Below are 26,306 nucleotides of genomic sequence, written 5' to 3'. Positions count from 1 at the left end.
TAATGCAGATTGCGAAGCCGCAAGGCAGGACGCCCGCGCGAGGCGGGCGTCCGAAGAAAGACCGGCGCGAACGCCGGCCCCGATCAGCGCCCGCTGCCCGCGGGCATGTGCGCTTCCTTGGCGTCGAGCACCAGCTCGGGCTCGTCGGCCTCGGCGCCGCTGCCCTGGTTCAGCTGGCTGGTCAGGCGCTCGGTGTCGAGGTCGCCGGTCCACTTCGCGACCACCATGGTGGCCACGCCGTTGCCGATCAGGTTGGTCAGTGCGCGCGCTTCCGACATGAAGCGGTCGATGCCCAGGATCAGCGCCAGGCCCGCCACCGGCACGTGGCCCACGGCCGACAGGGTGGCGGCCAGCACGATGAAGCCGCTGCCGGTCACGCCGGCCGCGCCCTTCGAGGTCAGCAGCAGCACCAGCAGCAGCGTGATCTGCTGGGTGATCGACATCGGCGTGTTGGTGGCCTGGGCGATGAACACCGCGGCCATGGTCAGGTAGATCGAGGTGCCGTCGAGGTTGAACGAGTAGCCGGTGGGAATCACCAGGCCGACCACCGACTTCTTGGCGCCGAGGTTCTCCATCTTGGCCATCATGCGCGGCAGCGCGGCCTCGCTCGAGGAGGTGCCCAGCACGATCAGCAGCTCTTCCTTGATGTACTTGATGAACTTCCAGATGCTGAAGCCGTGCGCGCGCGCGATCGCGCCGAGCACCACGAAGATGAAGAACAGGCAGGTGGCGTAGAAGGTCGCCATCAGCGCGCCGAGCTGCACCAGCGAGCCCACGCCGTACTTGCCGATGGTGAAGGCCATCGCGCCGAAGGCACCGATCGGGGCCACCTTCATGATGTAGCCGACGATGGTGAACAGCACGTGCGAGAACTTCTCGATGAAGTCGAACACCAGCGTGCCGCGGCCGCCGAAGCGGTGCAGCGCGAAGCCGAACATCACGGCGAACAGCAGCACCTGCAGGATCTCGCCCTTGGCGAAGGCATCGACCACGGTGGTCGGGATCACGTTGAGCAGGAATTCGGTGGTCGACGCCATCTTGCCCGGGCCGGTGTAGGCCGCGATCGACTTGGCGTCGAGCTGGCTCGGGTCCACGTTCATGCCGTGGCCGGGCTGCACGATGTTGATGATGACCAGGCCGACGATCAGCGCGATGGTGCTGACGATCTCGAAGTACAGCAGCGCGAGGCCGCCGGTCTTGCCGACCTTCTTCATGTCCTCCATGCCGGCGATGCCGACCACCACCGTGCAGAAGATGATCGGCGCGATGATCATCTTGATCAGCTTGATGAAGCCGTCGCCCAGCGGCTTCATCGCGGCGCCGGTGTCGGGATAGAAGTGGCCGAGCAGCACGCCGATGACGATGGCGGTGATGACCTGGAAGTACAGCGATCTGTAGAAGGGCTTGGGGGCGGATGCGGATACGTGGTCCACGGGAAATCTCCTTGAGGCCGGGGGCCGGCCGGGGCTGAACACTTGGATGGAAAGGGGTGCGCCCGACGGGCGCGGTCGGACGGGGTCAGCGCGCCGGCGCGCCGCCGCGGTGAGCGGGACGTGCTGGCGAAGGGGGCCGCAAGGCCGGTCGGCTGAAGGTCATGGTTGTCTCCTGGGCTCGTTGTCGCCGGCTGCGCCTTCGGAAAAGGCGGCGCCGGCAGTGGAGAACACAGAGCAACGCACATGCCAATGAAAATGGCACGAGAACCCGACTCAAGTCGTTGATTTCATTGAAGAAAATCAGAGGCCAGCGAGGCCCCGCGCCGCGCATCCGGACGCGGCCCGCGCAGGCCGTCCGGCGTTTCGGACGCGCCTTTCAGGGAAAACCCTAGGCCAATACGGACGCGTCGAATTCCGCGCGCAGCCCGCGCACCACCTGCTCCACCGTGGCCAGCCCGGCCACCCCGCCGACCGAATGCCCGGCGCTCCACAGGTCGGCCCAGCGCTGGATCACGGCGCCTTCGGAGCCGCCGCCGAAGCGCTGGCGCGCCTCCTGCACCGACACCGTCTCGTCGAGCGCCGCCGGATCGAGCCCCGCGTTCAGCACCGAGGGCCGCAGGAAGTTGGCCGGCAGGCCGGTGAAGGCGCGCGTGGTCATCACGTCGTCGAGCGAGCTCGCGGCCAGCATCTTCTTGTAGGGCGCCGAGGCCAGGCTCTCCTCGGTGGCGATGAAGCGCGTGCCCATCGAGCCCAGGTCGCAGCCCAGCACGGTGGCCGCGCGCAGCGCCACGCCGTCGGGCAGGCCGCCGGCCAGCACCAGCGGGCCGTCGAAGAAGGTGCGCACCGCGCGCACGAAGGCGAAGGGATTGGCCCAACCGGTGTGGCCGCCCGCGCCCGCGGTCAGCAGCACCAGGCCGTCGGCGCCGGCCTCGATGGCGCGCTCGGCGTGGTGCACCGAGGCCACGTCGGCCAGCACCAGGCAGCCGCCGTCGTGCAGCGCGGGAATCACCGCCGCGGGCGAGCCCACGCTGGTGATCACGAGTTCGGCGCGGTGCCGCACAATCAGCTCGACCTCGGCGCGCACGCGTGCCGGGTCGCGCCGCATGATGAGGTTGGGGCACCAGGGCGCATGCGCGGTGCCGGCATCGCGCGCCGCGGCCGCCTCGTCGTTGAGCCGTGCCATCCAGCCCGCGAAGGCCTCGAGCGATTCCGCATTCGCGGTCGGAAAGGCACCGACCACGCCGGCGCGGCAGGCGGCCGACACCAGCTCGATGCCCGACACGCGCAGCATCGGCGCGGCGATCGCGGGCACCGCCAGGCGGTCGAGGAAGGGCAGGCGCTGCGTCATGAGGGCTCCGGTGCGGGGGAAACGAGGGAAGGCAGGCGCGCGAGCGAGGTCCGCGCCTGCGCCAGCAGTTCGGCCACGATGGCCGCCAGCGGCTCGATGCGCCGCGCGAAGGCGATCGATGGCCCGAGCGACACCATGCCGCGTTGCCAGTCGCCCTGCGCATAACAGTGGTCGCGCGTCGCGCGGCCGTCGATCAGCATGCCGAAGGCCGCATGGTCGGCCGCGCCCGCGCGCTCGATCGCCTCGACCTCGCGCGCGGTCTCGTTGCGCAGCACGCGCCAGGTGTTGCCCAGCGTGTGCAGCAGCCGCACGGTGGACTGCTCGTCGCAGTCGAGCAGGTGGCGCTTGTAGGCCGGATGGGTGGCGATCTCCTCGGCCACCAGGAAGCGGCTGCCGATCAGCACGCCGTCGAGCCCCTGCGCGAGCACGGCCGCGAGCTGGCGCCCATGGCCGATGCCGCCGGCCAGCACCACGGGCACGCGCAGCTGCTCGGCCGCGAGCGCGCCCAGCAGCATGGTCGGCAGCTCGTTGGCGCCCGGATGGCCGCCCTCCTCCATGCCGACCAGCGCCACCGCGTCGGCGCCCGCGCGCTCGGCCGCGAGCGCATGGCGCAGGCCCGGCGCCTTGTGGATCACCACCGCGCCGGCCGCGTGCAGCGTGCCGATCAGCTCGCCGGGCGCATAGCCCGCGGTCTCGAAATGGCGCACGCCGTGCGCGAGCGCGATCTCCATCCAGCGCCGCACCGCCGTGTTGGCCTCGGGCCGCTTCGAGAGCGTGAGGTTCACGCCGAAGGGCCGCCCGCGCGTGAGCTCGCGGCACTGCACGAGCGCGGCCGCGAAGGCCGTGTCGTCGGCGAAGGAGCGCGGCGTGACGAAGCCCATGCAGCCGGCATTGACCAGCGCGGCCACGTAGCGCGCATCCGACAGCCACATCAGCCCGCCGCCGAGGATCGGATGGTCGATGCCGAACAGCTCGGTGATGCGGGTGCGGAAAAGCGGTGCCGTCATGGCCGCTCAGCCGCGCGCGCTGTCGAGCCGCGGCGCGCCGCCGAGACCGCCGGGCACGACGCCCGCCATCGGCACCGGATAACGCGCGAGCGCGAGCGCCGCATCGCCTTCGAACTTGCCGCGCTGCGCGAACTGCGGCAGCGCCGCGAGCGCGGCCGGCTCCACCACCGGCGCCACCGGCACGTCGTGCCGTTGCAGCAGCGCGAAGGCGTCGTCGGCATCGAGTGCGGCCAGCGCCTCGGCCAGCCGCGCATTGATCGCCGGCGCCACCTTCTTGCGCGCGCCATGCGAGCGGAAGGCCGCGTCGCCATAGGGCGAGAGATCGAGCGCTTCGCACAGCCGGACCCAGAAGTGATCCTCGAGCGCGGCCACCGACAGGTGCCTGCCGTCGCGGCAGAGGAAGGCGCCGTAGGCCGCCTTCACCAGCGTGGCCTCGCGCTGCGCTGCCAGGTCCGCATCGCCCGACGAGCGCCAGGCACCGAGGCGCGGATTCATCCAGTGCAGCGCGCAGTCGGCCAGCGCCACGTCGAGGTGCTGGCCCTGGCCCGTGCGCTGGCGCTGCAGCAGCGCGGCCAGGGTGGACGACAGCGCATACATCGCGCCGCAGAGGTCGGCCACAGGCAGGCCGAAGCTCTGCGCCGGGCCGTCGCCGGGCACGCCCGAGACCGCGAGCACGCCGGCCGCGCCGAGGTAGTTGATGTCGTGCCCCGGCAGGTCGGCCCACGGCCCCTGCTGGCCATAGCCGCTGAGCGACACGTAGACCAGCCGCGGGAACTCCGCGCGCAGGCTGTCGGCATCGAACCCCAGCCGCGCCATCACGCCGGGCCGGTACGACTCCACCACCACGTCGGCCGTGGCGATCAGCGCGCGCACCTCGGCACGCTGCGCCTCGTCCTTGAGGTCGACCAGCAGGCTCTGCTTGCCGCGGTTCACGGCCTCGAACACGCCCGGCCCCATGCGCCGCACGTTGTCGCCATGCGGCGGGCGCTCGATCTTGATCACGCGCGCGCCGAGCTCGGCGAGGTTCTGCGTGAAGAAGGGGCCGGGCAGCAGTTCGCTGAAGTCGACCACCACGATGCCGGCCAGTGGCGGCGTTGCGACCGGGTGCGTCATGCCGGCACGCGCTCGATGATCACGGCGTCGAGCGGCAGCGCGCCCTCGCCCACCGCGCCCACCCAGACCGGGTTGAGGTCCATCTCCTCGATGCGGTCGGCATTCGCCACCACGAACTCCGACACGCGCAGCAGCAGCGCCTCGAGCGCCGCGAGGTCGGCCTTGGGCCGGCCGCGCGCGCCGTCGAGCAGCGCGAAGCTGCGGATCTCGCGCACCATCGCCGCCGCGTCGCGCTGACCGATCGGCAGCATGCGCCGCGTCACGTCGCGCAGCACCTCGACGTAGATGCCGCCGAGGCCGAAGGTCATGACATGGCCGAACACCGGGTCGCGCGTGACGCCCACCATGAGTTCGGTGCCGCCGCGCGGTGCCATCTTCTCGATCAGCAGGCCGTCGACCGTGGCCTCGGGATGGTGCTTCGCGGCCGCGGCCATGATCTCGCGCCAGGCCTCGGCCACCTGGGCCGCGTCCCGCAGGCCCACCTTCACGCCGCCGATGTCGGACTTGTGGACGATCTGCGCGCTCGCGATCTTCGCGACCACGGGGTAGCCCATGTCCTCGGCCAGCGCATGCGCCTCCTGCGCCGATCGCGCCAGGCCCTGCGGCAGCAGCGCGATGCCCGCCTGCTTCAACTGCGCCTTGGCCTGCGATTCCGACAGGCTGCGCGTGGCGAATTCGCCCTCGGGCGCGCGCGTCGGCAGCACCGGCCGCGCCTCGGGGTTCGACGGATTCGCGCGCTTCCAGCGCCCGTACTCGACCCAGCGCGCGACCGCCGCGATCGCCTTGTTGACCGAGCGCGGCGGCGCGAAGCCGGCCGCCACCAGCTTGCGATAGCCCTCGCCGAGCCGGTCGCTCATCCAGATCGGCACGATCGGCGAAGCGCTGTCCTTCTGCGCATTGATGATGTTGTCGGCCATGCGCGTGGTGGTCTCGCCGTAGTCGAGCGCGATCGGCACGATGGTCAGGCCCGTGTGCGGATCGTTCGCCACGCAGCCCAGCGTGGTCTCGACCACGGTCTTGTCGCTGAGCACCATCGCCGTGGTGTCGACCGGGTTGCCGATGGCCGCGTAGTCGGGCAGCTTGGCGCGCAGCACCGCGGTGGTCTCGGGCGCGAAGGTGGCCAGCGTGAGGCCGGCGGCGCCCACCGCGTCGGCGGTCAGCGCGGCCGTGCCGCCCGAGGAGCAGTAGATGCCCAGCGCCTCCTGCGCCCCCGGCATGGCGCGCGCGAACAGCCAGGCGGTGTCGACCAGCTCGTCGATGTCGTCGACCTCGATCACGCCGAACTGGCGGAACACCGCGCTGTTGACCTCGGCCGAACCGGTGAGCGAGGCGGTGTGCGACTGCGCGGCCTTGCGCCCGTATTCGGAGCGGCCCACCTTGAGCCCGATCACGGGCTTGCCGTTGGCCGCGCAGCGCTGCACCGCGGCAGCGAACTTCGCGCCGTCCTTGATGCCCTCGAGCAGCGTGACGACCACCTGGATGTCGGGCGCGTCGGCCATGTAGTGGATGAAGTCGGCCACCTGCAGGTCGACCTCGTTGCCGGTCGAGGCCCACAGGCCGATGCCGATGCCGCGCTCCATCGCCTGCATCACGTTGCGGCCCAGGCCGCCGCCCTGCGTGGCCAGGCCGATCGGGCCCTTGGTGAGGTCGTGCGGGAACGAGGGCGAAAAGGTCAGGCCCAGCCGGTGGTTGACGTTGGTCAGGCCCGGGCAGTTGGGGCCGTACAGCCGCAGGCCGCCGCGCGCGGCGATCTCCTTCATGCGCTGCTGCTCGCGCTCGCCTTCCTCGCCGGCCTCGCCGAAGCCCGAGCTGAGGATCACGGCGAAGCCCACGCCGCGCGCCGTGCATTCCTCGATCACGGCCAGCACGCCGCTCGCGGGCACCGCGACCACGGCCACGTCGGGCGTGGCGGGCAGCGCGGCCACGCTGGGCCAGCATTGGCGGCCGCGAAGCTCGGCCTTGGTGGGATTGACGAGATAGACCTCGCCATCGAATTCGGAGTGTTCGATCAGGTTGGTCAGCGTGCGCTCGCCGATGCTGCCTTCGCGCTCGGAGGCGCCGACCAGCGCGATGGAGCGCGGGCGGATCAGCCGCGCGATGTCGACCGGGCGCGTGTCCTGGGTGCCTTGCATGGCCGTGCTCCCTTCAGGCGATCGCCGACATGCCGAGGATCTCGCGCCCGACGATCAGCGTCTGGACCTCGGTCGTGCCCTCGGGAATGGTGCCGCCGCGGGTGTCGCGGAAGATGCGCTCGATCGGGTAGTCGGTGGAATAGCCGAGCCCGCCGTGCACCTGCAGCGCCATGCTCGCGACCTCGTGCGCCGCCTCGGTGGCATAGAGCTTGGCGATCGAGCAGGCCATGCGCGCGTCGTCGGCATTGGCGTCGAGTGCCGCCGCCGCGCGCAGCGCCAGCGCGCGCGCCGCCTCCACGCGCACCGTCATGTCGACGATGAGCTTCTGCACCAGCTGGAAGCTGCCGATCGGCTTGCCGAACTGGGTGCGCGTGCGCGCATAGTCGATCGACAGCTCGAGCGCCGCGCGCGCGGCGCCGACCGCGCCCATCGCGATGTTCACGCGCGCGCCGTCCAGCCCCACCAGCATGCGCTTGAGCGCGCTGCCCTCCTCGCCCAGCAGGTTCTCGCGCGGCACCTTCACGTTGTCGAAGCTGAGCTCCGCCGTGCCGGTACTGCGCAGCACCATGGTGTCGACGCGGCGCGCCTCGAAGGGCGAGACCTCGCGCTCGACCAGGAAGGTCGACAGCTGCCCCTGGCAATCGGGGCTGAAGGTGCGCGCCACCACGATGCCGAAGTCGGCGAAGGCGCCGTTGGTGATCCACAGCTTGCGGCCGTTGAGCACGTAGTGGTCGCCCTGCAGGTCGGCGCGGGTCTGGATCTGCGCGATGTTCGAGCCGGTGCCGGGCTCGCTGATGGCGGTGAAGACGCGGCGCTCGCTGGCCAGCAGCGGCTCGAGGAACCGCTTCTTCTGCGCCGCCGTGCCCTCGCTCGCGATCTTGTGGATCGGCCCGTTCGTGATGTTGAGCATGGTGCGCAGCGACAACCATGTGTGGCCCGCCTCCTCCATCAGCATGGCCCAGGTCATCTGGTCCAGGCCCATGCCGCCTTCGGACTCGGGCAGGCGGCCGCCGATGTAGCCGAACTGCGCGAGCTGCTTCAGGATCTCGAACGGGAAGGTCTTCTCCACGTCGTGCTTCGCCACCAGGGGCGCCACCTCGCTCTTCATGAAGCGCCGGATGCTGTCGCGCAGCAGTTCCTGGTCGGCGTCGGGGGTGAAATTCATCGAGATGTCTCCTGTGGCGTTGGATGGAAAGGGACGCACGCCGGGCGCCCGGCCCTCGGTCTACGAGGCGCCGGGCTCCCGGGCGTTGCGGGGACGGAAGACCAGCGCCTGCACTTCCTGCAGGGCGGCCAGGAAAGGTTCGCGCTGCTGGCGCAGGCGGTCGGTGGGGCCGGCGACCGAGAGCGCGATCGGCTCGCCGCCCACGTAGCCGGCGACGGCCAGGGCCGAGAGCCCGTCGCCGCCTTCGTTCTCGACCCAGATCCAGCCCTGCTCGCGCGCCCGCGCCACCTGCGCCTCGAGCGCGGCGAGGTCGGTGATGGTTCCCTCGGCGAGCTGGCGCAGCGGCTTCAGGCGCAACTGGCGCGCCGCCTCCTCGGGCGTGCCGAGCGCCAGCGCCGCCTTGCCGAGCGCCGAGACGTGCAGGCTCAGCTTGTCGCCGGGGTTCTGCATGTAGCGCAGCGGATGGCGGCCCTCGAAGAAGGCCAGCACCTTGACCACGCCGCCCTCGACGCGGCCGACCAGCCCGGTCTCGCCGGTCTTGTCGCGCAGCAGCTCGGCGGCTTCCGAGGCCACGGCATAGAGCGGGTCGCTGGCCGAGATCTCCCTGGCCACGGCCAGCAGCCGGGCCGTCGGATAGAAGCGCCGGCTGCGCGCGGTGCGCAGCAGGTAGCCGAGCTCGTGCAGCGTGTGCAGCAGGTCCGAGCAGCTGCTCTCGGGCAGGTCCATGAGCCGCGCCAGGTCGGAATTGGAGAGCTCGCGCTTTTCGCGCGCGAACAGCTCGAGCAGCGCCATGGTGCGGGCGGCGGCGGGGACGAGTGTGGGCATATTTCCTCCGATATTTCGTAGAGACCCACGAATATTAACGAAGGGACGGTCTAGAACTTCCATTGGTGACGGGCAGTTTCTTCCGATACGGGTTTTCCGGCATCGGCGGATTTCCTCTTGTTTTTCTACGAATGGTCGAAGTATATTGCGATTACTCGTAGACAAACGAGACCCAAAACAAACCCGGAGACAAGGCATGCAGAAGTTCTGGAAGACAGCATTCGTGGGGCTGGCGGCCGTGTCCGCCCTGCTCGGCGGCACCGCCCGGGCGGCCGGCGAGGCCTGGCCCACCAAGCCCATCACCTTCGTGGTGCCGTTCACGCCGGGCGGCATCACCGACAACACCTCGCGCGTGCTCGCGAAGATCGTGGGCGACAAGCTGGGGCAGCCGGTGGTGGTCGACAACCGGCCCGGCGCGGGCGGCTCGATCGGCGTGGAGGCGGCCTCGCGCCAGCCGCCCGACGGCTACACCCTGATCTACGGCACCCAGGGCACGCAGGCGGCCAACCTCGCGCTCTACAAGAACATCCGCTACGACCCGGTGAAGGACTTCGTGCCGGTGCACGCCATGTCCGAGACGCCGCTGATCCTGGTGATCAACCCGAACCGGCCGTTCAAGACCGTGCCCGAGCTGATCGCCTACGCCAAGGCCAACCCCGGCAAGCTCAACTTCGGCTCGGCCGGCCCGGGCACCGGCACCCACCTGACGGCCGAGCTGTTCCAGGTCGCCACCGGCACCAAGATGACCCACGTGCCCTACAAGGGCAGCAGCCCGGCGCTGACCGACCTGATGGCCGGCAACCTCGACCTGATGTTCGACTACCCGGTGGTGGTCATGCCCTTCGTGCAGGCCGGCAAGCTCAAGCCGCTCGCCATGACCGGCCGCGCGCGGCTGTCGGTGATGCCCGAGGTGCCCACCGTGGGCGAGCTCGGCTTCCCGCGCGCCGAGTCCTCGGCCTGGAGCGCGGTCTTCGTGCCCGCGAAGACGCCGCCCGAGGTCGTGAAGAAGCTAGGCGACGCGATCGCGCTGGCCATCGTCGACCCCGAGATGCTGCAGGTCACCGAGAAGTTCGGCAGCGTGCCGCTCAAGGACCTGCGCGACGCGAAGCTCGGCGAGTTCGTCAAGACCGAGATGGTGCGCTGGCGCGAGGTGGTGCAGCAATCGGGCGCCCGCATCGACTGAACCCACGCCTCTTCCTTCCCTCCGCGACTCCTTCCTCCATGACCCCAGACCTGACCACGCTCCAGCCGCTGCGGCCCACGCTCTACCGGCTCGCGGCCGACGGCCGCTCGCTCGACTTCCTGTTCGCCCAGTGCCCGCAATGCCGGCAATTGAGCTTTCCGGCCAACGCACCGGGCTGCATGCATTGCGGCCACGCCATCGATGCCTCGGCGCAGGTGGCGCGGCCCGGCGGCGGCACCTTGCTCGAGTACGTGACCCTGCACGTGCCGATGGTGCCGGGCCTGAGCGCGCCCAGCATCGCGGGCGACATCCGCATCGCCGAACAGGTGGTGGAGGAAGGCGTGATCGGCGTGGCCGACGAAAGCCTGCTCGCGCCGGGCATGGCGTTGCGCGCGGTGGCGGTGCCGCTGCCCTCGGGCGAGCACTACGGCTGCCACTTCGTGCCCGCGGATGCCCAAGGAGCCGCGGCATGAGCAGCAGCAACTGGCTGGCCGGCCACGGCGGCGTCTACCTGGTGGGCATCGGCCTGCACCCTTATCAGTTCCCCAGCGACACGCCCTACACCCACCTGGGCCTCACGGCCGTGCGCGCCGCGCTGGCCGACGCCGGCCTGGCCTGGAAGCAGGTGCAGGCCGCCTACGTGGGCACCACCTCGATCGGCATGGCCGCGGGCCGCGTGATGCTGCGCCACCTGGGCTCGACCGGGCTCGCGGTGACGCAGGTCGAGAACGCCTCGGCCTCGGGCTCCTTCGCCTTCCGCCAGGCCTGTATGGAAGTGGCGCACGGCATCAGCGACGTGGTGCTCGCGATGGGCGTGGACAAGCATGGCGACGGCCGCCGCGCGGCCAACAAGGACGGGCTCGAACGCCTCAGCGACACCGCCACCATCCCGGCCGTGAAGTTCGCGCTGATGGCGCGCAGCTACCTGCGCGAGCACGGCGGCGGCATGGAATCGATGGCGAAGGTGGCGGTCAAGAACCACGGCAACGCCGCGCTCAACCCCTATGCGCAGTTCCGCAAGCCGCGCACGCTCGAGCAGGTGCTGGCCTCGCCCAAGGTGGCGGGCGACCTCACGGTGCAGCAGTGCTGCCCGCGCGGCGAAGGCGCCGCCGCGGTGCTGCTGGTGTCGGGCCAGGCGCTGGCGCGGCTCGGGCTGGATCCGGCGCGCTGCGTGCGCGTGCAGGCCTCGGCCGCCAGCAGCGAGCGCGACGAGACCCGCTACGGCGAGGGCCCGATCGATCTGGTGCGCGACAGCGCGCGCGCCGCGCTCGAGCAGGCCGGCATCGGCGCCACCGAGCTCGACCTGCTCGAGCTGCACGACGCCTTCTCGGTCGAGGAGCTGCTCTACAGCGAGGCCGTGGGCGTGTGCCAGCCGGGCGAGGGCGCGGCCTACCTCGAGCGCGGCGACTCGCGCATCGGCGGGCGCTGTGCCATCAATGCCTCGGGCGGGCTGATCGGCATGGGCCATCCGCTCGGGCCCACGGGCATCGGCCAGGTCGCCGAGATCGTGCGCCAGATCCGCGGCGAGGCCGAGGGCCGCCAGCACCCGGCCGCGCGCTGGGGCATGGCCCACATGATCGGCCTCGGGTCGGTGGCGATCGCGCACGTGCTCGGCGGCACGGCGCGGGCTTGAACAACGAACGCACAGGAAGGAGAACCGACCCATGAACCCCAACACCCCCGCCCTCGAGACCCTGCTGTACGAGGTGCGCGGCAACGTCGCCGTGGTCACGCTGAACCGGCCCGATCGCATGAACACGCTCGGCGGCTCGATGAAGCCCGACCTCGCGCGCGCCTTCTTCGACTACGCGCGCGCCGACGAGCGCGTGCGCGCCGTGCTGGTCACCGGCAGCGGCGAGCGCGCCTTCTGCGCCGGCGCCGACATCAAGGAACGCGCGGGCCACGCCACCATCGGCACCGACTACTTCGTGGCGCAGAAGGCCACGCACGACCTGTTCCGCGACATCGAGGAGTTCGAAAAACCGGTGATCGCCGCCATCAACGGCGTGGCGCTGGGCGGCGGGCTCGAGATCGCGCTGTGCGCCGACATCCGCCTGGCCTCGCAGGCCGCGCGCTTCGGCCTGCCCGAGATCAAGCTCGGCGTGATCCCCGCGGCCGGCGGCACGCAGCGGCTGCCGCGGCTGATCGGCGAGGCGCGCGCCAAGGAGCTGATCCTCACGGCCGACCTGGTCGACGCCGACACCGCGCTGCGCTACGGCATCGTGAGCCGCGTGCTGCCGCAAGCCGAGCTGATGCCCGTCGCGCTCGAGATGGCCCAGCGCATCGCCGAGCATCCGCCGCTGGCGGTGCGCTTCGCCAAGCGCGCCATCAACCGCGGCATGCAGACCGACCTCGACTCGGGCCTCGAGTACGAGCGCTACGCGGCCGCCATGATCATCGACAGCGAGGACCGCAAGGAAGGCATGCGCGCCTTCGTCGAGAAGCGCAAGCCGGTGTTCACCGGCCGCTGAGCCCTTCCCTCCATTTCTTCCCCCTCCCCTACAAGACAAGGAACGCATCCCATGAAACTCGGATTGGAAGGCCAGGTCGCGCTGGTCACCGGCGGCGGCCAGGGCGTCGGCCGCCAGATCTGCATCGAGCTCGCGGCCGAGGGCGCGCGCGTCATCGTCAACGACCTGTTCGCCGAGCGCGCCGAAGCGGTGGCGGCCGAGATCGCGGCCGCCGGCGGCCAGGCCCTCGCGGCGCCGGCCGACATCACGCGCGCCGACCAGGTCGAGGCCATGGTCGCCAAGGGTACGGCGCACTTCGACGCGCCGGTCAGCGTGCTGGTCAACAACGCCGGCATCATTCCCGAGCGGCGCGAGAAGGGCGGGCGCACGCCGCCCTTCCTCGACATGCCCATCGAGGACTGGGCCAAGATCGTCAACCTCAACGTCTACGGCACCATGCACTGCTGCCGCACCGTGCTGCCGGGCATGGTGGCGCGCAAGGGCGGGCGCATCGTCAACATCATCTCGGAGGCCGGGCGCATCGGCGAGGCCAACATGGCGGTGTACTCGGGCGCCAAGGCCGCGATCGCGGGCTTCGGCAAGGCGCTGGCGCGCGAGCACGGCCGGCACGCGATCACCGTCAACTCGGTCGCGCTGGGCGCGGTCTCGCACGCCGGCATCAAGGACGGCCCGCTGCGCGTGGACGCCACGGTGGAGAACGACGAGCGCCTGCCCAAGATGCTCAACGTCTACCCGATCGCCAAGGGCGTGGGCCGGCTCTCGCGGCCCGAGGACGTCTCGGGCGTGGTGGCCTTCCTGGCCTCGGACCGGGCGCTGTTCGTCACCGGCCAGACGCTGGGCGCCTCGGGCGGTTTCGCGATGCTGTGAGCGCGCGTTCCTGAAGATCGGGCCGCGCCCAGGGTTCTCCCGCAGCCCCGCGCCGGCACGGGCTGCGCGCGGCAATGCAGAATCCGGTCCCATGGCTGCGCTGCCTTCCGTCCTCGACCCCCGCTCCGTCATCATGCTGGCGGGGCTGATGGGCGTCGTGATGTCGGTGGTGGTGTTCTTCATGCGCCGCAGCTACCCGGCCACCATCCAGGGCCTGCGCGAGTGGGCCTGGGCGCCGCTGGTGGCCTTCGTCAGCACCCTGCTGTTCGCCGCGCGCGACGTGCTGCCCGACTTCCTCACCATCGTGGTCGCGAACGTGGTGCTGTTCGAGGCCTGCCTCCTCTACTACGCCGGCAGCCAGCGCTTCCTGCACGGCCGCAGCGACACCGCCGGCTGGCACGGCCTGACCGTGCTGATGGCCTGCGCGCTGTTCTGGTTCAGCGCGTTCAAGCCCGACTACGAGATCCGGCTGGTGATCGTCACGGCGCTGGTCGCCGCCCTGTTCTTCAACCACGCGCTGCTCTACATCCGCAACCGCGGCCGCGTGCTCGGCATGCGGCTGATGATCGTGCTGCTGCTGCTGCAGGCGCTGGTGGCCCTGGCGCGGCTGGTGTCGGCGCTGCTGGGCATGGCCGGCGTCGGCCTGATGGACGCGACCCTGCTGCAGTCGATCTACATCTCGATGTACTCCTTCACCGTGCTGCTGCTGTCGATCGCCGCCATCCTGATGGCGACCGACCGCATGCACTCGGAGTTCGAGTTCCTCGCCACCCACGATCCGCTGACCGGCGTGCTCAACCGGCGCGCGCTGCTCGACGCCTGCCAGGCCCAGCTGGCCGCGGCCGGGCGCGACGGCGGCTCGAAGACGCGGCGCATGGCGCTGCTGATGATCGACGTCGACCACTTCAAGTCGATCAACGACCGCTTCGGCCACCAGACCGGCGACGCCGTGCTGCGCGAGGCCGTCGGCCGCATGCAGCGCGCCATCGGCGACAACGGCCTGCTCGGGCGCTATGGCGGCGAGGAGTTCGTCGTGATGCTGCCCGAGGCCTCGCCCGCCGAGGCCACCGAGTTGGCCGCGCGGGTCAAGGCCAGCGCCGGCGAGGCCTTCCCTCCCGACTCGCCGCTGGCCGCCGTGGGCGCCTTCACCGTGAGCATCGGCGTGGCGCCGCAGCAGCCGGGCGCCGACATCGACGACATGCTCGGACAGGCCGACGAGGCGCTGTACCGCGCCAAGTCGCTGGGGCGCGACCGCGTGGTGCTGGCCGGCTGAGCGCGGCCGCATCGGCTGCGCCCTCCTTCCGACGCCATCAGCCGCCGGCTTCCTACGCCCGACAGCAGCTCGGCTGCGCATCGTGGTGCCATGTCCCTGCTCCCGCTTCGCCGTCTGGCGGTGTTCGTCGAGGCGCCCGATGACGGCCGCTTCGAATGGGTTCTGGGCGAGCTCGACGCCGACGACCACGTGCAGACGATCGCCCGTGCGCGCCGCGGCGTCGACAGCTACCAGCGCGCGATGGCGGCCGGCCTGCTGAAGCTGCAGCAGCAGGTCGAGGACCTCGACGCGGGGCCGAGGGAACAGACCCCGGCCGACGAGGACGAGGACGACAGCGCCGAGGCCTCGGCCCGGCCCGCGCCGCGCGGCACGGCCTTCGGCTTCGGCCGGCCTTCCTGAACCGCCCTCACCACCCATCACGAGGACCCACCATGGCCACCGGCACCCGAACCCTCTGGAAAGGCGCGATCACCTTCGGCCTGGTCCACATCCCCGTCGGCCTGCACACCGCGAGCACCGAACAGGGCGTGGACTTCGACTGGCTCGACAAGCGCAGCATGGACCCCGTGGGCTACAAGCGCATCAACAAGCGCACCGGCCGCGAGATCGACCGCGACAACATCGTCAAGGGCGTCGAGTACGAGGATGGCAAGTACGTGATCGTCTCGCCGGCCGAGATCGAGGCCGCCTTTCCGCGCACCACGCAGACCATCGAGATCGAGCGCTTCATCGATGCCAACGACATTCCCTTCGTCTACCTCGAGCGGCCCTACTACGTGGCGCCGATCAACAAGGGCCAGAAGGTCTACGCGCTGCTGCGCGAGGTGCTCGTGAAGACCGGCAAGGTCGGGCTCGCGAAGGTGGTGATCTCGACCAAGCAGCACCTGGCCGTGCTCGTGCCCTCGGGCAAGGCGCTGGTGCTGAACCTGATGCGCTGGGGCGACGAAGTGAAGTCGCTCGAGGGTCTGGAGCTGCCGCCCGAGGGCGTGAAGAGCGCGAGGATCACGCCGGCCGAGATGAAGATGGCCGAGCAGCTGGTCAAGGACATGTCGGGCGCCTGGGCCCCCGAGGACTTCCAGGACAAGTTCAAGCACGCGGTGATGAAGATCGTGCAGAAGAAGGTCAAGGCCGGCGACACCGAGACGGTGATCGAGCCCGAGGAAGAGGCGCCGGGCCCGGGCGCGAAGGTGATCGACCTGACCGAGCTGCTGACGCGCAGCCTCAAGGGCGCGAAGGCGGGGGCCGCCGCGAAGAAGGGGGCGCGCGCGGCGCCCAAGGCGGGGAAGACGGCGGCGAAGAAGACGACGCGCGCCAAGGCCGCGCCGGCCAGGAAATCGGACGAGCGCAAGGCGGCCTAAGGGGCGCGAGGGGGACAATCGGGCCCTCGTCCGAAAAGCCCGCTCCCATGCCGCCCACCCCGTACCTGTTCCTTTCCCTCTCGACCTCGCCAGCCGCGGACCGGCCGGACACGCACGCGCGCTGCCTCAATGCCGCGGGCCGCTGGGCGGTGCACGGCACGGCGGACGCGCCGCTGCTGGCGTGGCACGCGGACCAGGCCGACGAAGCGCGCGCCGCCGCCGAGCGCGCGGCCCGGGCCCAGGGCCGGCGGGTCGAAGTGCTGTCGCGCGGCGATGCCGCCTGGGAGGAAGGGCGCGAGATCCGCCTGTTCAGCGAAGCCGCGGCATCGGCGCTGCTCGGTGCGGCCGCCCCGAGCGAAGCCAGGGCCCGCCGCCTGCGCGTGGAGATCGACAAGCTCGAGGCCTTCTGCCTGGTGGTGCGCCAGGCCTCGGCCGCGACCGATCACGAGGCATTCATGCGCATCAGCCGCGCCGCGGGCAAGGCGCTGCAGGTGCGCTTCGGCGGCGGATCGGTCTCGTCGGCCTCCACCTGGCTGGCCGGCCCCAAGGGCCAGGAAGCGCTGCAACACGTGCTGGCCGGCGAAGCCGAACTGGCCGGACGGCTCACGCTGCGCGAGATCGCCGAGACCGTCGCGCTGGCACAGCAAACCGAACGCCTGCGCCTGGAAGCCGAGCACCCGGGCACGCTGCACTGAGCCTCGCGGCGCTCAGCGCGTCGGCTCCGACGCCGAAGACAGCCGCCGTATCTGCGCCTTCGCGATCGCCCGCCGCGCGAGCGAGCGCGAATTGCCCATGAACCATTCGTAGGTCGCGATGGCGGCCAGGGTCTCGCCGCGTTCCTCGAGCTCGATGGCCTCCGCCATGCAGCGCGCGAACAGCAGGATGGCATCGCGCTCGCGCGGCGGCGCGGCCAGCGAGCGGAGCCTGAGCTCGGGCTGCACGAGGTGGATCTGCCGCTGCACCTCCATCACCTCGATCAGCGCGCGGCCTATTCTTTCGATGTTGTCGGACAGGGGTTGGAGCCGGGTCTTGTGGGCGTCGTCCGCCGCCTGGTCCAGCAGGTGCGAAGCCACTCGCAGCAATTGATGAAGGCGCTTGAGCGTCATCTGCCGACCATAGTTTTTCCGCGCCCGCCGCACATCCCCTCATGCGAGGGGCCAACGCGCCGCCAGCCCCCTCGATGGTGTAAAAACGCGGCCGCGCAGCCAGCACCGGCCCCGCGCAGGGAGAGGCACAAGATGAAGATTCTTGTCGTGGACGACCACGCACTGTTCCGTGCGGGTCTGCGCCTGCTGCTCGCCGGCATGGAAAGCCGCGCGGCCGTCTACGAGGCCGCCACCCTCGGCGAGGCGACCGCGCTCGCCGCCGAACATCCCGATCTCTCCGTCTGCCTGCTCGACCTCACGCTCGCGCGCGAACGCGGCCTCGATGCGCTCACGGCCTTCAAGGCGGCCGCGCCCGATGTCGCCGTGGTGATCGTCTCGGCCACCAGCGATCTCGCGACCGTGCATGCCTGCATCGATGCCGGCGCCATGAGCTTCGTGCCCAAGAGCATGCCGCCCGCGACCCTGACGCAGGCGCTGCAACGGGTGCTGGCGGGCCAGATCCATCTGCCCGAGGAAGTGCTGAGCACCGTCGCGGTGGCACCCCGGCGCCCGGCGCTGAGCCCGCGCGAGCTCGACGTGCTGCGCGGCCTGGCCCGGGCCCTGCCGACCAAGACGATCGCACGCGAGCTGCGGCTGTCCGAATACACCGTCAAGGAATACATACGCGGGCTGTTCGAGGCGCTCGACGTCCACAACCGGACCGAGGCCGTGATCACCGCGGGGCGGCTCGGCCTGCTGGACCTGCCGCGTCCTTCGTAGCCCGCGGGCCCCGTGCGAGCGATACCCGCCCCTGCCGCCGCGGCCTCGTTCGAACACGAGCTGCGGCGGGAGTTCGTCGAACTGCATGCGCGCGTGACCTTGCGCATACCGCTGGCGCAGGCCCTGCTGGTCGGCGGCTCGGCCTTCGTGCTGCTGCCGCAGGTGCCGCTCGCGGAGTTCGCGCTGTGGGCCGTCGCGGTGCTGTGCATGGAGGGCGCGCGCGCCGCCCATGCCTGGCACGTGCTGCGGCGGCTCTCGCGCCTCGACCTGCGCCAGGCCCTGCGCCAGCAGGTCGCCCTGGCCTTCCTGGCCGGTGCCGAGGCCGGCGTGATGCTGCCGCTGTTCAACCCCGACCTCAGCGCGCTGAACCAGACCTTCCTGACCTTCATCCTGGTCGCGCTGCCGGCCATCGGCGTCGCGGTCTCGATCTCCTCGCGCCTCGTTGCCGGCACCTATGCCGCCGCGATCCTCGTGCCCACCTCCACCGCCTGGGTGGTGCTGCATCCGGAGCACCTGCTGGCTTCCGCGGTCATGACCATCGCCTACATGCTGGCGCTGCTGTTCGCCGCCAACGAGAACGAGAAGCTGCTCACGCGCTCGGTGGCGATCCGGCGCGAGCGCGACGAGATGGTGCGCCACCTCGAGCGCAGCAATGAAGAGGTCCAGGCGGCGGTCACGCGCGCGGAGGCCGCGGCGCTGGCGCGCACGCGCGTGCTCGCGGCCGCGAGCCACGACCTGCGCCAGCCGCTGCACGCGCTGTCGGTCTACAGCGCGATCCTGGCCGCGAGCCCCACGCCGGCCACGCTGGACGAGGTGGCCGCGCACATCGACCAGTTGGTGCGTTCGCTCGGTGCGCTGCTGCACGGGCTGCTCGACCTGTCGCAGCTCTCCTCGGGCCACTACGTGCCGGTGCGGCAGCGCTTCGCGCTCGACGCGGTGATCGCGAGCGTCTGCGCCGAGTTCGAGGCGGCCGCGGCGACCAAGGGGCTGTACTTCACGCGCGAGCTGCGGCCCGTCACGCTCGAGAGCGATCCCACCGCGGTGCTGCGCATCGCGCGCAACCTGATCGACAACGCCATCAAGTACACCGAGCGCGGCGGCCTGCGCGTGCGGCTGCGGCACGACGGCCTGTGCGCCATCCTGGTGGTGGAGGACAGCGGCAGGGGCATCGCCCCCGCCGAGCACGACCGCATCTTCGAGGAGTTCTACCAGCTCGGCAACGCGGGGCGCGACCGCAGCCAGGGCGTGGGCCTGGGGCTGGCGATCGTCGAGCGGCTGGTCGTGCTGATCGGCGCGCGCATCTCGCTGCGCTCGCGGCTCGGCGCCGGCAGCCGCTTCGAAGTGCGCATGCCCGGCGTGCGCGAGACGCCGCCGCCCGTGGCCACCGCCGTGCTGCCACCGCCGGCCGCCGCGCTCGAGGCCACGACCGGCGGCCGGCCGACGATCTACCTGGTCGACGACGAACCCGACATCGTGCGCGGCATGACGACCCTGCTGCAGGCCTGGCAGCTCGAGGTGCGCGCCGCCCTCGATGCCGCCGGCACGGCGGCGCTGTTCGACGCCGGCGGCTGCCCCGACCTGCTGATCGCGGACCTGCGGCTGCGCGGCAACGAACACGGGCCGGCACTGGTCGCGCGGCTGCGCGAACTGCATGGCGAGTTTCCGGTGGTCTTCATCACGGGCGAGACCTCGTCCGAGGCCTTGCGCGAGGCGCGCGCCACGCGCTGGCCGCTGCTGCACAAGCCCGTGGATGCGCAGACATTGCGCGCGACGATCGAGTCGCTGCTGGCACCGTCGGCCCGGATTTGAGTTTTATTTATCTGAGTTGAAAATTAGACTGAATATTTTTCATGGCGATGTAACGAACAAACACCATCCTTTGGTTTTCATTTCGACGGAACTCTTCCCGCAGCGCAGCCCTGCCTTGCGGAACCCGTCTTCTTTTCCAGAGGTTCATGGTGTTCACGACGCCCCAGTCTTTTTCCAAACGCTTCCTCGCGGTGGCCTGCGCAGTCTTTCTCGCCTCGTGCGGGGGCGGCTCGGGCAACAGCGGATTCGCTTTTCTTCCTCCGCCCGCCGACCAGGGTTCGGGTGGCTCCGGCGGCCCCGGCACGCCTGACGACCCGAACGCCCGCCACGCCGCGGCCGTGAGCCTGCAGGGCGACGGCCACGGCGACGTGGAGTCGCTCGACACCGCGCTCGCCTGCGACACCCAGTGCAGCGCCGACTACGCCCAGGGCGCGAGCGTCAAGCTCATCGCCACCGCCGCGCGCGGCTCGGTCTTCGACGGCTGGCAAGGCGCCTGCGAAGGCACCGAGGTCTGCGAACTGACGATGGACCAGGCCCGCAACGTGGTGGCGAAGTTCTCGCTGGCCGCGAACGCCGCGCCCACCGGCACCTGGTTCAAGGGCGACACCCATGTGCACGACGACCACTCCGACGACGGCAGCGCGCCGCGCCAGCTCAACAAGGACAAGGCCAAGGGCAACCTCTCGCTGGCCGACCAGATCGGCCAGGCCGGCCGCACCGGCCTGGACTTCGTGCCCTTCACCGACCACCGCACCTACGACCAGCATTACGACCCGCTGTGGGAATCGTCGTCGCTGCTGCTGATCCGCGGCGAGGAAGCCAACGGCAAGCCGCACGCCATCGCGCTCGGCGGCGTGGACTCGGTCGAGCAGGGAGCCATGCATCCGGACCGCGCGCAGTTCGCGCTGGTCCAGCAGTCGATCTGGGATGCGCACGCGCAGGGCGCCATCTGGTCGGTCGCGCATGCCGACGACGGCGAGACGAATTCCGACGGCACGCCCAACGTGAATGCCAACGTGCAGGGCGTCAACCTGGTCGAGGTCTGGAACCGCTCGAAGAGCCCGGACAAGCAGATGGACTACGCCGAGAACCGCTGGAACGCGGGCTTCCGCTTCGGCGTGGCCGGCGCCAGCGACAACCACTTCCGCGAGTACTGGGGCGCGCCCTACCTCAACAGCCCCGGCATGCCGGTGACCAAGGTGCTGGCCAAGGGCTACAACGAGCGCGGCATTCTCGAGGCACTGCGCGCGGGCTACACCAGCCTGTCGATCAACCCGACCGGCCCCGGCGTCTCGATGACCACGGACCTCAAGGGCGGCGGCTACACCGCCATGAGCGGCGACGAGGTCTTCGTGCCCGCGGGCACCACCGGCCACCTGCGCATCGGCGTGCAGCGCGCTGCCGGCATGGACGTGCTGCTGTTCCGCATGCCCGGCAAGAGCGCCGGCCCGATGAAGACCTTCAAGCCGACCCGCGACGACGAGACCTACACGGTCGACATCACCGCCGGCTCGCAGCCCGACTGGTACCGCGTCGAGGTGCGCGGCATCAACGTGCCGATTCCGCCGGCCGCGGCCGCGATGGAGCTCAAGGCGGCCGTGTCGCCGATCTTCGTCTCGCCGGCCCCGGTCGAGGCCAAGGCCGAGATCGCCGTGCCGAAGGAAGACAGCGTGGCCGACGGCGCCCTGCGCGTCGCCGGTGCGCGCGGCGACTTCGCCGGCTTCCCCGACCTCGTGACCGTCGACGGCGTGACGCACGTGGTCACCGAGATGCATGGCGATGCCACCAGCACGGTGGTCTACCGCCGCCGCGATGCCAAGGGCGTCTGGAGCGATGCCGGCCAGACGCTGAGCGGCAAGGGCCAGGCGCGCTTCCCGCGCGTGGCCGTGCGCGGCAACGACGTCTGGGTGGCCTGGGAGGAAGACGCGGTGCAGGTGCCGCACCGCCCGGTCATCAACCTGCGCCATTCGGCCGACGGCGGCGCGACCTGGGCCTCGACCGACACCGTGCGCTCGCTCGAGGGCCGTGCCGAGCATCCGGACGTCGCCGTGGCCGCGAGCGGCAAGCCGGTGCTGGCCTGGCAGGAGATCCAGGCCGACCAGCCCTTCGACATCATGGTGCAGGAGGTCGGCACCGACGCGCAGCCGCGCAACCTCTCGCGCGCCGGCAAGTCGGTCGACGCCGGCGTGCTCGACGACACGCGCTCGCCGCACTACCCGGCTTCCGTGCTGCCGAACCTGACGGTCGCGGCCGATGGCCGTGTCGCCGTGGCCTGGCAGGACAACCGCAACGACCAGGATCCGCTGTGGACCGGTGCCGCCGCCTACGGCGACGGCTCGAACCCCGACGACTGGCAGGTGCAGGTCGCGGTGCGCGACGCCGCCGGCGCCTGGAAGACGCCCGTGAGCCTCGGCGCCACCGACCGCGCCGATCGCCATCCCGACGTGATCTTCGGCGGCAACGGCGACCTGGTCGTGGCCTGGGAAAGCAAGGAGCAGGAGCCGGCCGGCAAGAACATCGCGGTGCTCGCGGCGGTGTCGGGCGACGGCGGCGCGACCTTCTCGGCCCCCACGGTGCTGGCCGCGGAGCCGACCACCATGAGCCAGCGCCCGCGCCTGGGCGTGGACAAGGACGGCTCGGTGCGCGTGGTCTGGTTCGACTCGCGCTCGGCCGACTGGCGCTGGCGCGTGATGACCGCGGTCTACAAGAAGCCCGCGGGCTGGGACACCGGCACGCTGCTCAAGGGCTCCGGCATCAACACCTGGCCGGTGACCTCGGGCGGTGTCATCGCCTTCGCGAGCACGCGCAACGCCACGCGGCTGCAGCGTGACCAGACGCAGCAGGTGTTCCTGCTGGCCACGAAGTAACGGCCCCCGCTTCAACGCCCGATGCCCCGCTCGCGGGGCATTTTTCATGGGCCGGCGCATGAGGACGCGCGGAGAAGGGCTCCCACAGGCCCGGGAATACCCTCTGCCAACCCAGGCCCTTTCTTGCCTACATTGCTTGTATGCAAGATTTCCGACGACTTGCATGCAAATAACACAGGAGATTGCCATGCGTCGTTTCACCCGCTCCCTGTTCGGCCAGGTCGTGCTCGCCCTGCTGATCGGCGTGGTGCTGGGCCTCTTGGCCCCGCAGTTCGCCGTCAAGCTCAAGCCGCTGGGCGACGGCTTCATCAAGCTGATCAAGATGATCATTCCCGTGCTGGTCTTCTGCGTGGTGGTGCATGGCATCGCCGGCGCGGGCGACCTGAAGCGCGTGGGCCGCGTCGGCGTGAAGGCGCTGATCTACTTCGAGCTGCTCACCACCATCGCGCTGGCGATGGGGCTGGTGCTGGCCTTCGTGTTCCAGCCCGGCGTGGGCATGAACGTCGATCCGGGCAAGCTCGACCCGGCCGCGATGAGTGCCTATGCCTCCAATGCCGACAAGCTCACCAGCGGCGGCACGGTCGAGTTCCTGATGAAGCTGATCCCCACCACGGTGGTGAACGCCTTCGCGACCGGCGACGTGCTGCAGGTGCTGCTGTTCGCGGTGCTGTTCGGCTGCGCGCTGTCGCTGCTCGGCGAGCGCGGCAAGCCGGTGGCGGTGGTGGTGGACGCGCTCTCGCTGGTGCTGTTCAAGATCATGGGCATCCTCATCAAGCTGGCGCCGCTGGGCGTGCTCGGCGCGATCGCCTTCACGGTGGGCCAGTACGGCGTGGGCTCGCTCAAGCAGCTCGGCATGCTGATCGCGCTGTTCTATCTCGCGGTGCTGGTGTTCGTGTTCGTGGTGCTGGGCTTCGTGATGCGCATGTCGGGCTTCAGCCTCTGGAAGCTGCTGCGCTACCTGCGCGAAGAGCTCGCGATCGTGTTCGCCACCACCTCGTCGGACAGCGTGCTGCCGCAGATCATGGCCAAGCTGCGCCGCATGGGCATTCGCGACTCGACGGTGGGCCTGGTGATCCCCACCGGCTACTCGTTCAACCTCGACGCCTTCTCGATCTACATCACGCTGGCGGCGGTGTTCATCGCGCAGGCCACCAACACGCCGATCACCATGACCGACCTGCTGACGATCCTCGCGATCTCGCTGGTCACCTCCAAGGGCGCGCACGGCGTGCCGGGCTCGGCGATCGTGGTGCTGGCCGCCACCCTGCATGCGATTCCGGCCATTCCCGCGATCGGGCTGGTGCTGGTGCTGTCGGTCGACTGGTTCATGGGCATCGCGCGCGCGCTCGGCAACCTGATCGGCAACTGCGTGGCGACGGTGGCGATCGCCGCCTGGGAAGGCGACATCGACCGCGAGCGCGCCCATGCGGTGCTCGACGGCCGCGCGACACCCGATGAACCGGCGCTGGCAGAATCCGGCGCGCCGCCCGTCGGCGCCGCCCTCGAACGCCACTGAAGCAAGCCACCCGCCGCCCCGCCACCGATGAGCACCACCGAAGTCAGCCCCACCGTCATCGCCGAGCGCGTGGTCGAGGCGATCCTCGCGCAGAAGCTCGCCCCCGGCGAGCGGCTCGGCGAGCAGGCGCTGGCCGAGAACTTCGCGGTCAGCCGCACCATGGTGCGCGAGGCGCTGATGCAGCTGCAGGCGCGCGGCTTCGTCGAGGTGCAGTCGCGCCGCGGCTGGTACGTGGTCGAGCCCTCGGCCGAGGAGGCGCGCGACGCCTTCCGCGCGCGCCGCATCATCGAGTCGGGCATCCTCTCGGAGCCCGAGGGCCGGCCGCTGGCGAAGGTGATCCGCAAGCTGCGCGACCACATCGCCGACGAACAGCGCGCGGTGGAAGGCGCCGACGCCGCCACCCGCGCCTTCCTGCTGGCCGACTTCCACGTCTGCCTGGCCGAGCAGCTCGGCCACCAGCTGCTGGTCGACGTGCTGCGCGACCTGACGGCGCGCACCACGCTGGCGGCCACGCTCTACCAGTCGAAGCACGAGGCCGGCCAGTCCTGCGCCGAGCACGAGGCGATCGTGGCCGCGCTCGAGCGCGGCGACAGCGCGCGCGCACGCAGCCTGATGCTGGCCCACATCGGCAACGTCGAGCGCGCGCTCGAGGTCGAGGCCAGCGCCGAACCCGATGCCTCGGCACGGCTGCGCGCCACGCTGGCGCCGGTGGCCTTGCCGCGCGCCAAGCGCTGAGAAACGTGCATTAGGTCCGCGCCGGCCGCCGGCGGCGGCGCACGAAGGGGCCCGCGACTACAGAGGCGGCCCGGCGGGCTCGGCTACAGTCCGGGTCAACCATGAACTCTCCCCAACTCCAGCGCGGCGTGTTCCTCGCCCTGCTCGCCATCGTCACCGTCGCCTTCCTGTGGGTGCTGATGCCGTTCTTCGGCGCGGTGCTCTGGGGCGTGTCGCTCGCGATCCTGTTCACGCCGCTCTACAAGTGGCTGCTCAGGAAGATGCGCGGCAAGCCCAATGCGGCGGCGCTGTCCACGCTCGCGATCTGCCTGGTGATCGTGATCTTGCCGCTGGCGATGATCGGCGTGTCGCTGGTGCAGGAAGTGGCGCTGGTCACGCAGAGCATCCGCTCGGGGCAGATCAACTTCGCGGCCTACTTCCAGCAGATCCTGGCCGCCACGCCGCAGTGGCTGCTGAACCTGGTCGAGCGCTTCAACCTAGGCGACGCGGCGGCCTGGCAGGCGCGCATCTCGACCATCGCCGGCCAGGGCAGCCAGCTGATCGCGAGCCAGGCGCTGGCCATCGGGCAGAACACCTTCGACTTCGTGGTCAGCTTCTTCGTGATGCTGTACCTGCTCTATTTCCTGGTGCGCGACGGCGCCTCGCTGTCGAAGACCATGCGCGACGCGCTGCCGCTGGCCAAGCCGCACACGCACTACCTGCTCAACAAGTTCACCACCGTGATCCGCGCCACCATCAAGGGCAACGTGGCGGTGGCGGTGGCGCAGGGCGCGCTGGGCGGGCTGGCGTTCTGGTTCCTCGGCGTGCAGGGCGCGCTGCTGTGGGCGGTGCTGATGGCCTTCCTGTCGCTGCTGCCCGCCGTGGGCGCTGCGCTGATCTGGGGCCCGGTGGCGATCTACTTCCTCGCCACCGGCCATTTCTGGCAGGGCGGCATCCTGATCTTCGTCGGCGTGTTCGTGATCGGCCTGGTCGACAACATCCTGCGCCCGGTGCTGGTGGGCAAGGACACGCAGATGCCCGACTACATCGTGCTGATGTCCACCATCGGCGGCATGGCGATCTTCGGCATCAACGGCTTCGTGATCGGGCCGGTGGTGGCGGCGCTGTTCATGGCGGCCTGGAGCCTGTTCGCCGATTCGGGCCACGTGGGCACGGGCCACGAAAAGCCGGCCGACGAGGCCGAGGACGGCCGCCACCACGGCCAGCACGGCGGCCAACACAAGGGCCAGCACAAGGGCTGAAGCCGGCTCCGGGGGCCGGCCGTTCGCGCCGGCCTGCGCGCATTTCGCGCGTGCATTCGCGCATTCCGTCGCATGGCGCTGGGCAGCGGCCGCCGCCT

General features: G+C 70.7%; 23 protein-coding genes. 15 read left to right on the top strand and 8 right to left on the bottom strand.

Annotation, left to right across the window (positions count from 1 at the left end; all coding sequences use genetic code 11):
- Positions 1-83: 83 nt before the first annotated feature.
- From AC07RM_RS27135 to AC07RM_RS27105, 7 genes are all read right to left on the bottom strand, one after another.
- A complete protein-coding gene (locus tag AC07RM_RS27135; RefSeq protein WP_057591534.1) occupies positions 84-1,433 on the bottom strand; it encodes a dicarboxylate/amino acid:cation symporter in 1,350 nt (449 codons plus the stop codon).
- Between the two features lie 388 nt (positions 1,434-1,821).
- Positions 1,822-2,781: an NAD(P)H-dependent flavin oxidoreductase gene (locus AC07RM_RS27130; RefSeq protein WP_495336536.1), complete on the bottom strand. Its 960-nt coding sequence runs from the start codon at positions 2,779-2,781 to the stop codon at positions 1,822-1,824.
- Positions 2,778-3,788 (bottom strand): NAD(P)H-dependent flavin oxidoreductase, encoded by a 1,011-nt coding sequence (locus tag AC07RM_RS27125; protein WP_495336535.1) that lies wholly within the window; start codon positions 3,786-3,788, stop codon positions 2,778-2,780. Before AC07RM_RS27125 ends, AC07RM_RS27130 begins: the two co-directional genes overlap by 4 nt.
- 6 nt (positions 3,789-3,794) lie before the next feature.
- Complete coding sequence (locus AC07RM_RS27120; protein WP_495336534.1) at positions 3,795-4,901, bottom strand: CaiB/BaiF CoA transferase family protein; 1,107 nt, start codon at positions 4,899-4,901, stop codon at positions 3,795-3,797.
- On the bottom strand, positions 4,898-7,033 hold the full coding sequence (locus AC07RM_RS27115) for an acetate--CoA ligase family protein (RefSeq protein ID WP_495336533.1): 2,136 nt from the start codon (positions 7,031-7,033) through the stop codon (positions 4,898-4,900). The genes AC07RM_RS27120 and AC07RM_RS27115 overlap by 4 nt, the downstream gene beginning before the upstream one ends.
- 13 nt (positions 7,034-7,046) lie before the next feature.
- Positions 7,047-8,198: an acyl-CoA dehydrogenase family protein gene (locus tag AC07RM_RS27110; protein WP_057591539.1), complete on the bottom strand. Its 1,152-nt coding sequence runs from the start codon at positions 8,196-8,198 to the stop codon at positions 7,047-7,049.
- A gap of 60 nt (positions 8,199-8,258) precedes the next feature.
- Positions 8,259-9,023 (bottom strand): IclR family transcriptional regulator, encoded by a 765-nt coding sequence (locus tag AC07RM_RS27105; RefSeq protein WP_203202367.1) that lies wholly within the window; start codon positions 9,021-9,023, stop codon positions 8,259-8,261.
- 196 nt (positions 9,024-9,219) lie between these two features.
- On the opposite strand from AC07RM_RS27105, the gene AC07RM_RS27100 reads away from it, so the two are divergent.
- From AC07RM_RS27100 to AC07RM_RS27060, 9 genes are all read left to right on the top strand, one after another.
- Entirely contained in the window at positions 9,220-10,206 is a 987-nt protein-coding gene (locus AC07RM_RS27100) for a Bug family tripartite tricarboxylate transporter substrate binding protein (protein WP_296784411.1), read from the top strand.
- Between the two features lie 38 nt (positions 10,207-10,244).
- Positions 10,245-10,679: a Zn-ribbon domain-containing OB-fold protein gene (locus AC07RM_RS27095; RefSeq protein WP_208509226.1), complete on the top strand. Its 435-nt coding sequence runs from the start codon at positions 10,245-10,247 to the stop codon at positions 10,677-10,679.
- Positions 10,676-11,839, top strand: a complete 1,164-nt coding sequence (locus AC07RM_RS27090) for a thiolase family protein (RefSeq protein WP_495336532.1) — start codon at positions 10,676-10,678, stop codon at positions 11,837-11,839. The genes AC07RM_RS27095 and AC07RM_RS27090 overlap by 4 nt, the downstream gene beginning before the upstream one ends.
- A 31-nt stretch (positions 11,840-11,870) precedes the next feature.
- Positions 11,871-12,677 (top strand): enoyl-CoA hydratase/isomerase family protein, encoded by an 807-nt coding sequence (locus AC07RM_RS27085; protein WP_495336531.1) that lies wholly within the window; start codon positions 11,871-11,873, stop codon positions 12,675-12,677.
- A gap of 51 nt (positions 12,678-12,728) precedes the next feature.
- Complete coding sequence (locus AC07RM_RS27080; RefSeq protein WP_296784422.1) at positions 12,729-13,544, top strand: SDR family NAD(P)-dependent oxidoreductase; 816 nt, start codon at positions 12,729-12,731, stop codon at positions 13,542-13,544.
- A 91-nt stretch (positions 13,545-13,635) separates the two neighbouring features.
- The gene (locus tag AC07RM_RS27075) at positions 13,636-14,817 is read left to right on the top strand and encodes a GGDEF domain-containing protein (RefSeq protein WP_495336530.1); all 1,182 of its coding nucleotides are present in this window, start codon (positions 13,636-13,638) and stop codon (positions 14,815-14,817) included.
- Positions 14,818-14,907: 90 nt separating this feature from the next.
- The gene (locus AC07RM_RS27070) at positions 14,908-15,216 is read left to right on the top strand and encodes a hypothetical protein (protein WP_177239233.1); all 309 of its coding nucleotides are present in this window, start codon (positions 14,908-14,910) and stop codon (positions 15,214-15,216) included.
- Positions 15,217-15,248: 32 nt separating this feature from the next.
- A complete protein-coding gene (ku, locus tag AC07RM_RS27065; protein WP_495336529.1) occupies positions 15,249-16,175 on the top strand; it encodes a non-homologous end joining protein Ku in 927 nt (308 codons plus the stop codon).
- A gap of 47 nt (positions 16,176-16,222) precedes the next feature.
- A complete protein-coding gene (locus tag AC07RM_RS27060; protein ID WP_495336528.1) occupies positions 16,223-16,870 on the top strand; it encodes a hypothetical protein in 648 nt (215 codons plus the stop codon).
- 12 nt (positions 16,871-16,882) lie between these two features.
- Here the strand turns inward: AC07RM_RS27060 and AC07RM_RS27055 are convergent, their stop codons facing one another.
- Entirely contained in the window at positions 16,883-17,281 is a 399-nt protein-coding gene (locus AC07RM_RS27055; protein ID WP_296784433.1) for a hypothetical protein, read from the bottom strand.
- 132 nt (positions 17,282-17,413) lie between these two features.
- Here AC07RM_RS27055 and AC07RM_RS27050 point away from each other — a divergent pair, with 132 nt between their 5' ends.
- The 6 genes from AC07RM_RS27050 (at position 17,414) to AC07RM_RS27025 (ending at position 26,208) form a co-directional block, all read left to right on the top strand.
- A complete protein-coding gene (locus AC07RM_RS27050; RefSeq protein WP_177239234.1) occupies positions 17,414-18,040 on the top strand; it encodes a response regulator in 627 nt (208 codons plus the stop codon).
- Between the two features lie 12 nt (positions 18,041-18,052).
- Positions 18,053-19,849, top strand: a complete 1,797-nt coding sequence (locus AC07RM_RS27045; protein WP_495336527.1) for a sensor histidine kinase — start codon at positions 18,053-18,055, stop codon at positions 19,847-19,849.
- A gap of 338 nt (positions 19,850-20,187) precedes the next feature.
- Positions 20,188-22,716 (top strand): CehA/McbA family metallohydrolase, encoded by a 2,529-nt coding sequence (locus AC07RM_RS27040; protein ID WP_495336526.1) that lies wholly within the window; start codon positions 20,188-20,190, stop codon positions 22,714-22,716.
- Positions 22,717-22,903: 187 nt separating this feature from the next.
- Positions 22,904-24,232, top strand: a complete 1,329-nt coding sequence (locus AC07RM_RS27035) for a C4-dicarboxylate transporter DctA (RefSeq protein WP_490876619.1) — start codon at positions 22,904-22,906, stop codon at positions 24,230-24,232.
- A 27-nt stretch (positions 24,233-24,259) separates the two neighbouring features.
- A complete protein-coding gene (locus AC07RM_RS27030; RefSeq protein ID WP_093340571.1) occupies positions 24,260-24,967 on the top strand; it encodes a GntR family transcriptional regulator in 708 nt (235 codons plus the stop codon).
- A gap of 101 nt (positions 24,968-25,068) precedes the next feature.
- Positions 25,069-26,208, top strand: coding sequence for an AI-2E family transporter (locus AC07RM_RS27025; RefSeq protein ID WP_296784460.1), 1,140 nt, complete (start codon positions 25,069-25,071; stop codon positions 26,206-26,208).
- Positions 26,209-26,306: the final 98 nt, after the last annotated feature.

It is taken from the genome of Variovorax sp. GW821-FHT09B05 (assembly GCF_059418265.1).
The sequence above is the reverse complement of the archived record's forward strand: the minus strand, read 5'-3'. Positions and strand labels throughout refer to the sequence as shown.

Excerpts from the sequence above, each read along its gene's own strand:
- AC07RM_RS27030 (WP_093340571.1), top strand. The coding sequence starts at position 24,260 with ATGAGCACCACCGAAGTCAGCCCCACCGTCATCGCCGAGCGCGTGGTC.
- AC07RM_RS27085 (WP_495336531.1), top strand. The coding sequence starts at position 11,871 with ATGAACCCCAACACCCCCGCCCTCGAGACCCTGCTGTACGAGGTGCGC.
- AC07RM_RS27100 (WP_296784411.1), top strand. The coding sequence starts at position 9,220 with ATGCAGAAGTTCTGGAAGACAGCATTCGTGGGGCTGGCGGCCGTGTCC.
- AC07RM_RS27120 (WP_495336534.1), bottom strand. The coding sequence starts at position 4,901 with ATGACGCACCCGGTCGCAACGCCGCCACTGGCCGGCATCGTGGTGGTC.
- ku (WP_495336529.1), top strand. The coding sequence starts at position 15,249 with ATGGCCACCGGCACCCGAACCCTCTGGAAAGGCGCGATCACCTTCGGC.
- AC07RM_RS27095 (WP_208509226.1), top strand. The coding sequence starts at position 10,245 with ATGACCCCAGACCTGACCACGCTCCAGCCGCTGCGGCCCACGCTCTAC.
- AC07RM_RS27035 (WP_490876619.1), top strand. The coding sequence starts at position 22,904 with ATGCGTCGTTTCACCCGCTCCCTGTTCGGCCAGGTCGTGCTCGCCCTG.
- AC07RM_RS27070 (WP_177239233.1), top strand. The coding sequence starts at position 14,908 with ATGTCCCTGCTCCCGCTTCGCCGTCTGGCGGTGTTCGTCGAGGCGCCC.
- AC07RM_RS27105 (WP_203202367.1), bottom strand. The coding sequence starts at position 9,023 with ATGCCCACACTCGTCCCCGCCGCCGCCCGCACCATGGCGCTGCTCGAG.
- AC07RM_RS27025 (WP_296784460.1), top strand. The coding sequence starts at position 25,069 with ATGAACTCTCCCCAACTCCAGCGCGGCGTGTTCCTCGCCCTGCTCGCC.
- AC07RM_RS27050 (WP_177239234.1), top strand. The coding sequence starts at position 17,414 with ATGAAGATTCTTGTCGTGGACGACCACGCACTGTTCCGTGCGGGTCTG.
- AC07RM_RS27055 (WP_296784433.1), bottom strand. The coding sequence starts at position 17,281 with ATGACGCTCAAGCGCCTTCATCAATTGCTGCGAGTGGCTTCGCACCTG.
- AC07RM_RS27080 (WP_296784422.1), top strand. The coding sequence starts at position 12,729 with ATGAAACTCGGATTGGAAGGCCAGGTCGCGCTGGTCACCGGCGGCGGC.
- AC07RM_RS27125 (WP_495336535.1), bottom strand. The coding sequence starts at position 3,788 with ATGACGGCACCGCTTTTCCGCACCCGCATCACCGAGCTGTTCGGCATC.
- AC07RM_RS27090 (WP_495336532.1), top strand. The coding sequence starts at position 10,676 with ATGAGCAGCAGCAACTGGCTGGCCGGCCACGGCGGCGTCTACCTGGTG.
- AC07RM_RS27075 (WP_495336530.1), top strand. The coding sequence starts at position 13,636 with ATGGCTGCGCTGCCTTCCGTCCTCGACCCCCGCTCCGTCATCATGCTG.
- AC07RM_RS27110 (WP_057591539.1), bottom strand. The coding sequence starts at position 8,198 with ATGAATTTCACCCCCGACGCCGACCAGGAACTGCTGCGCGACAGCATC.
- AC07RM_RS27060 (WP_495336528.1), top strand. The coding sequence starts at position 16,223 with ATGCCGCCCACCCCGTACCTGTTCCTTTCCCTCTCGACCTCGCCAGCC.
- AC07RM_RS27115 (WP_495336533.1), bottom strand. The coding sequence starts at position 7,033 with ATGCAAGGCACCCAGGACACGCGCCCGGTCGACATCGCGCGGCTGATC.
- AC07RM_RS27130 (WP_495336536.1), bottom strand. The coding sequence starts at position 2,781 with ATGACGCAGCGCCTGCCCTTCCTCGACCGCCTGGCGGTGCCCGCGATC.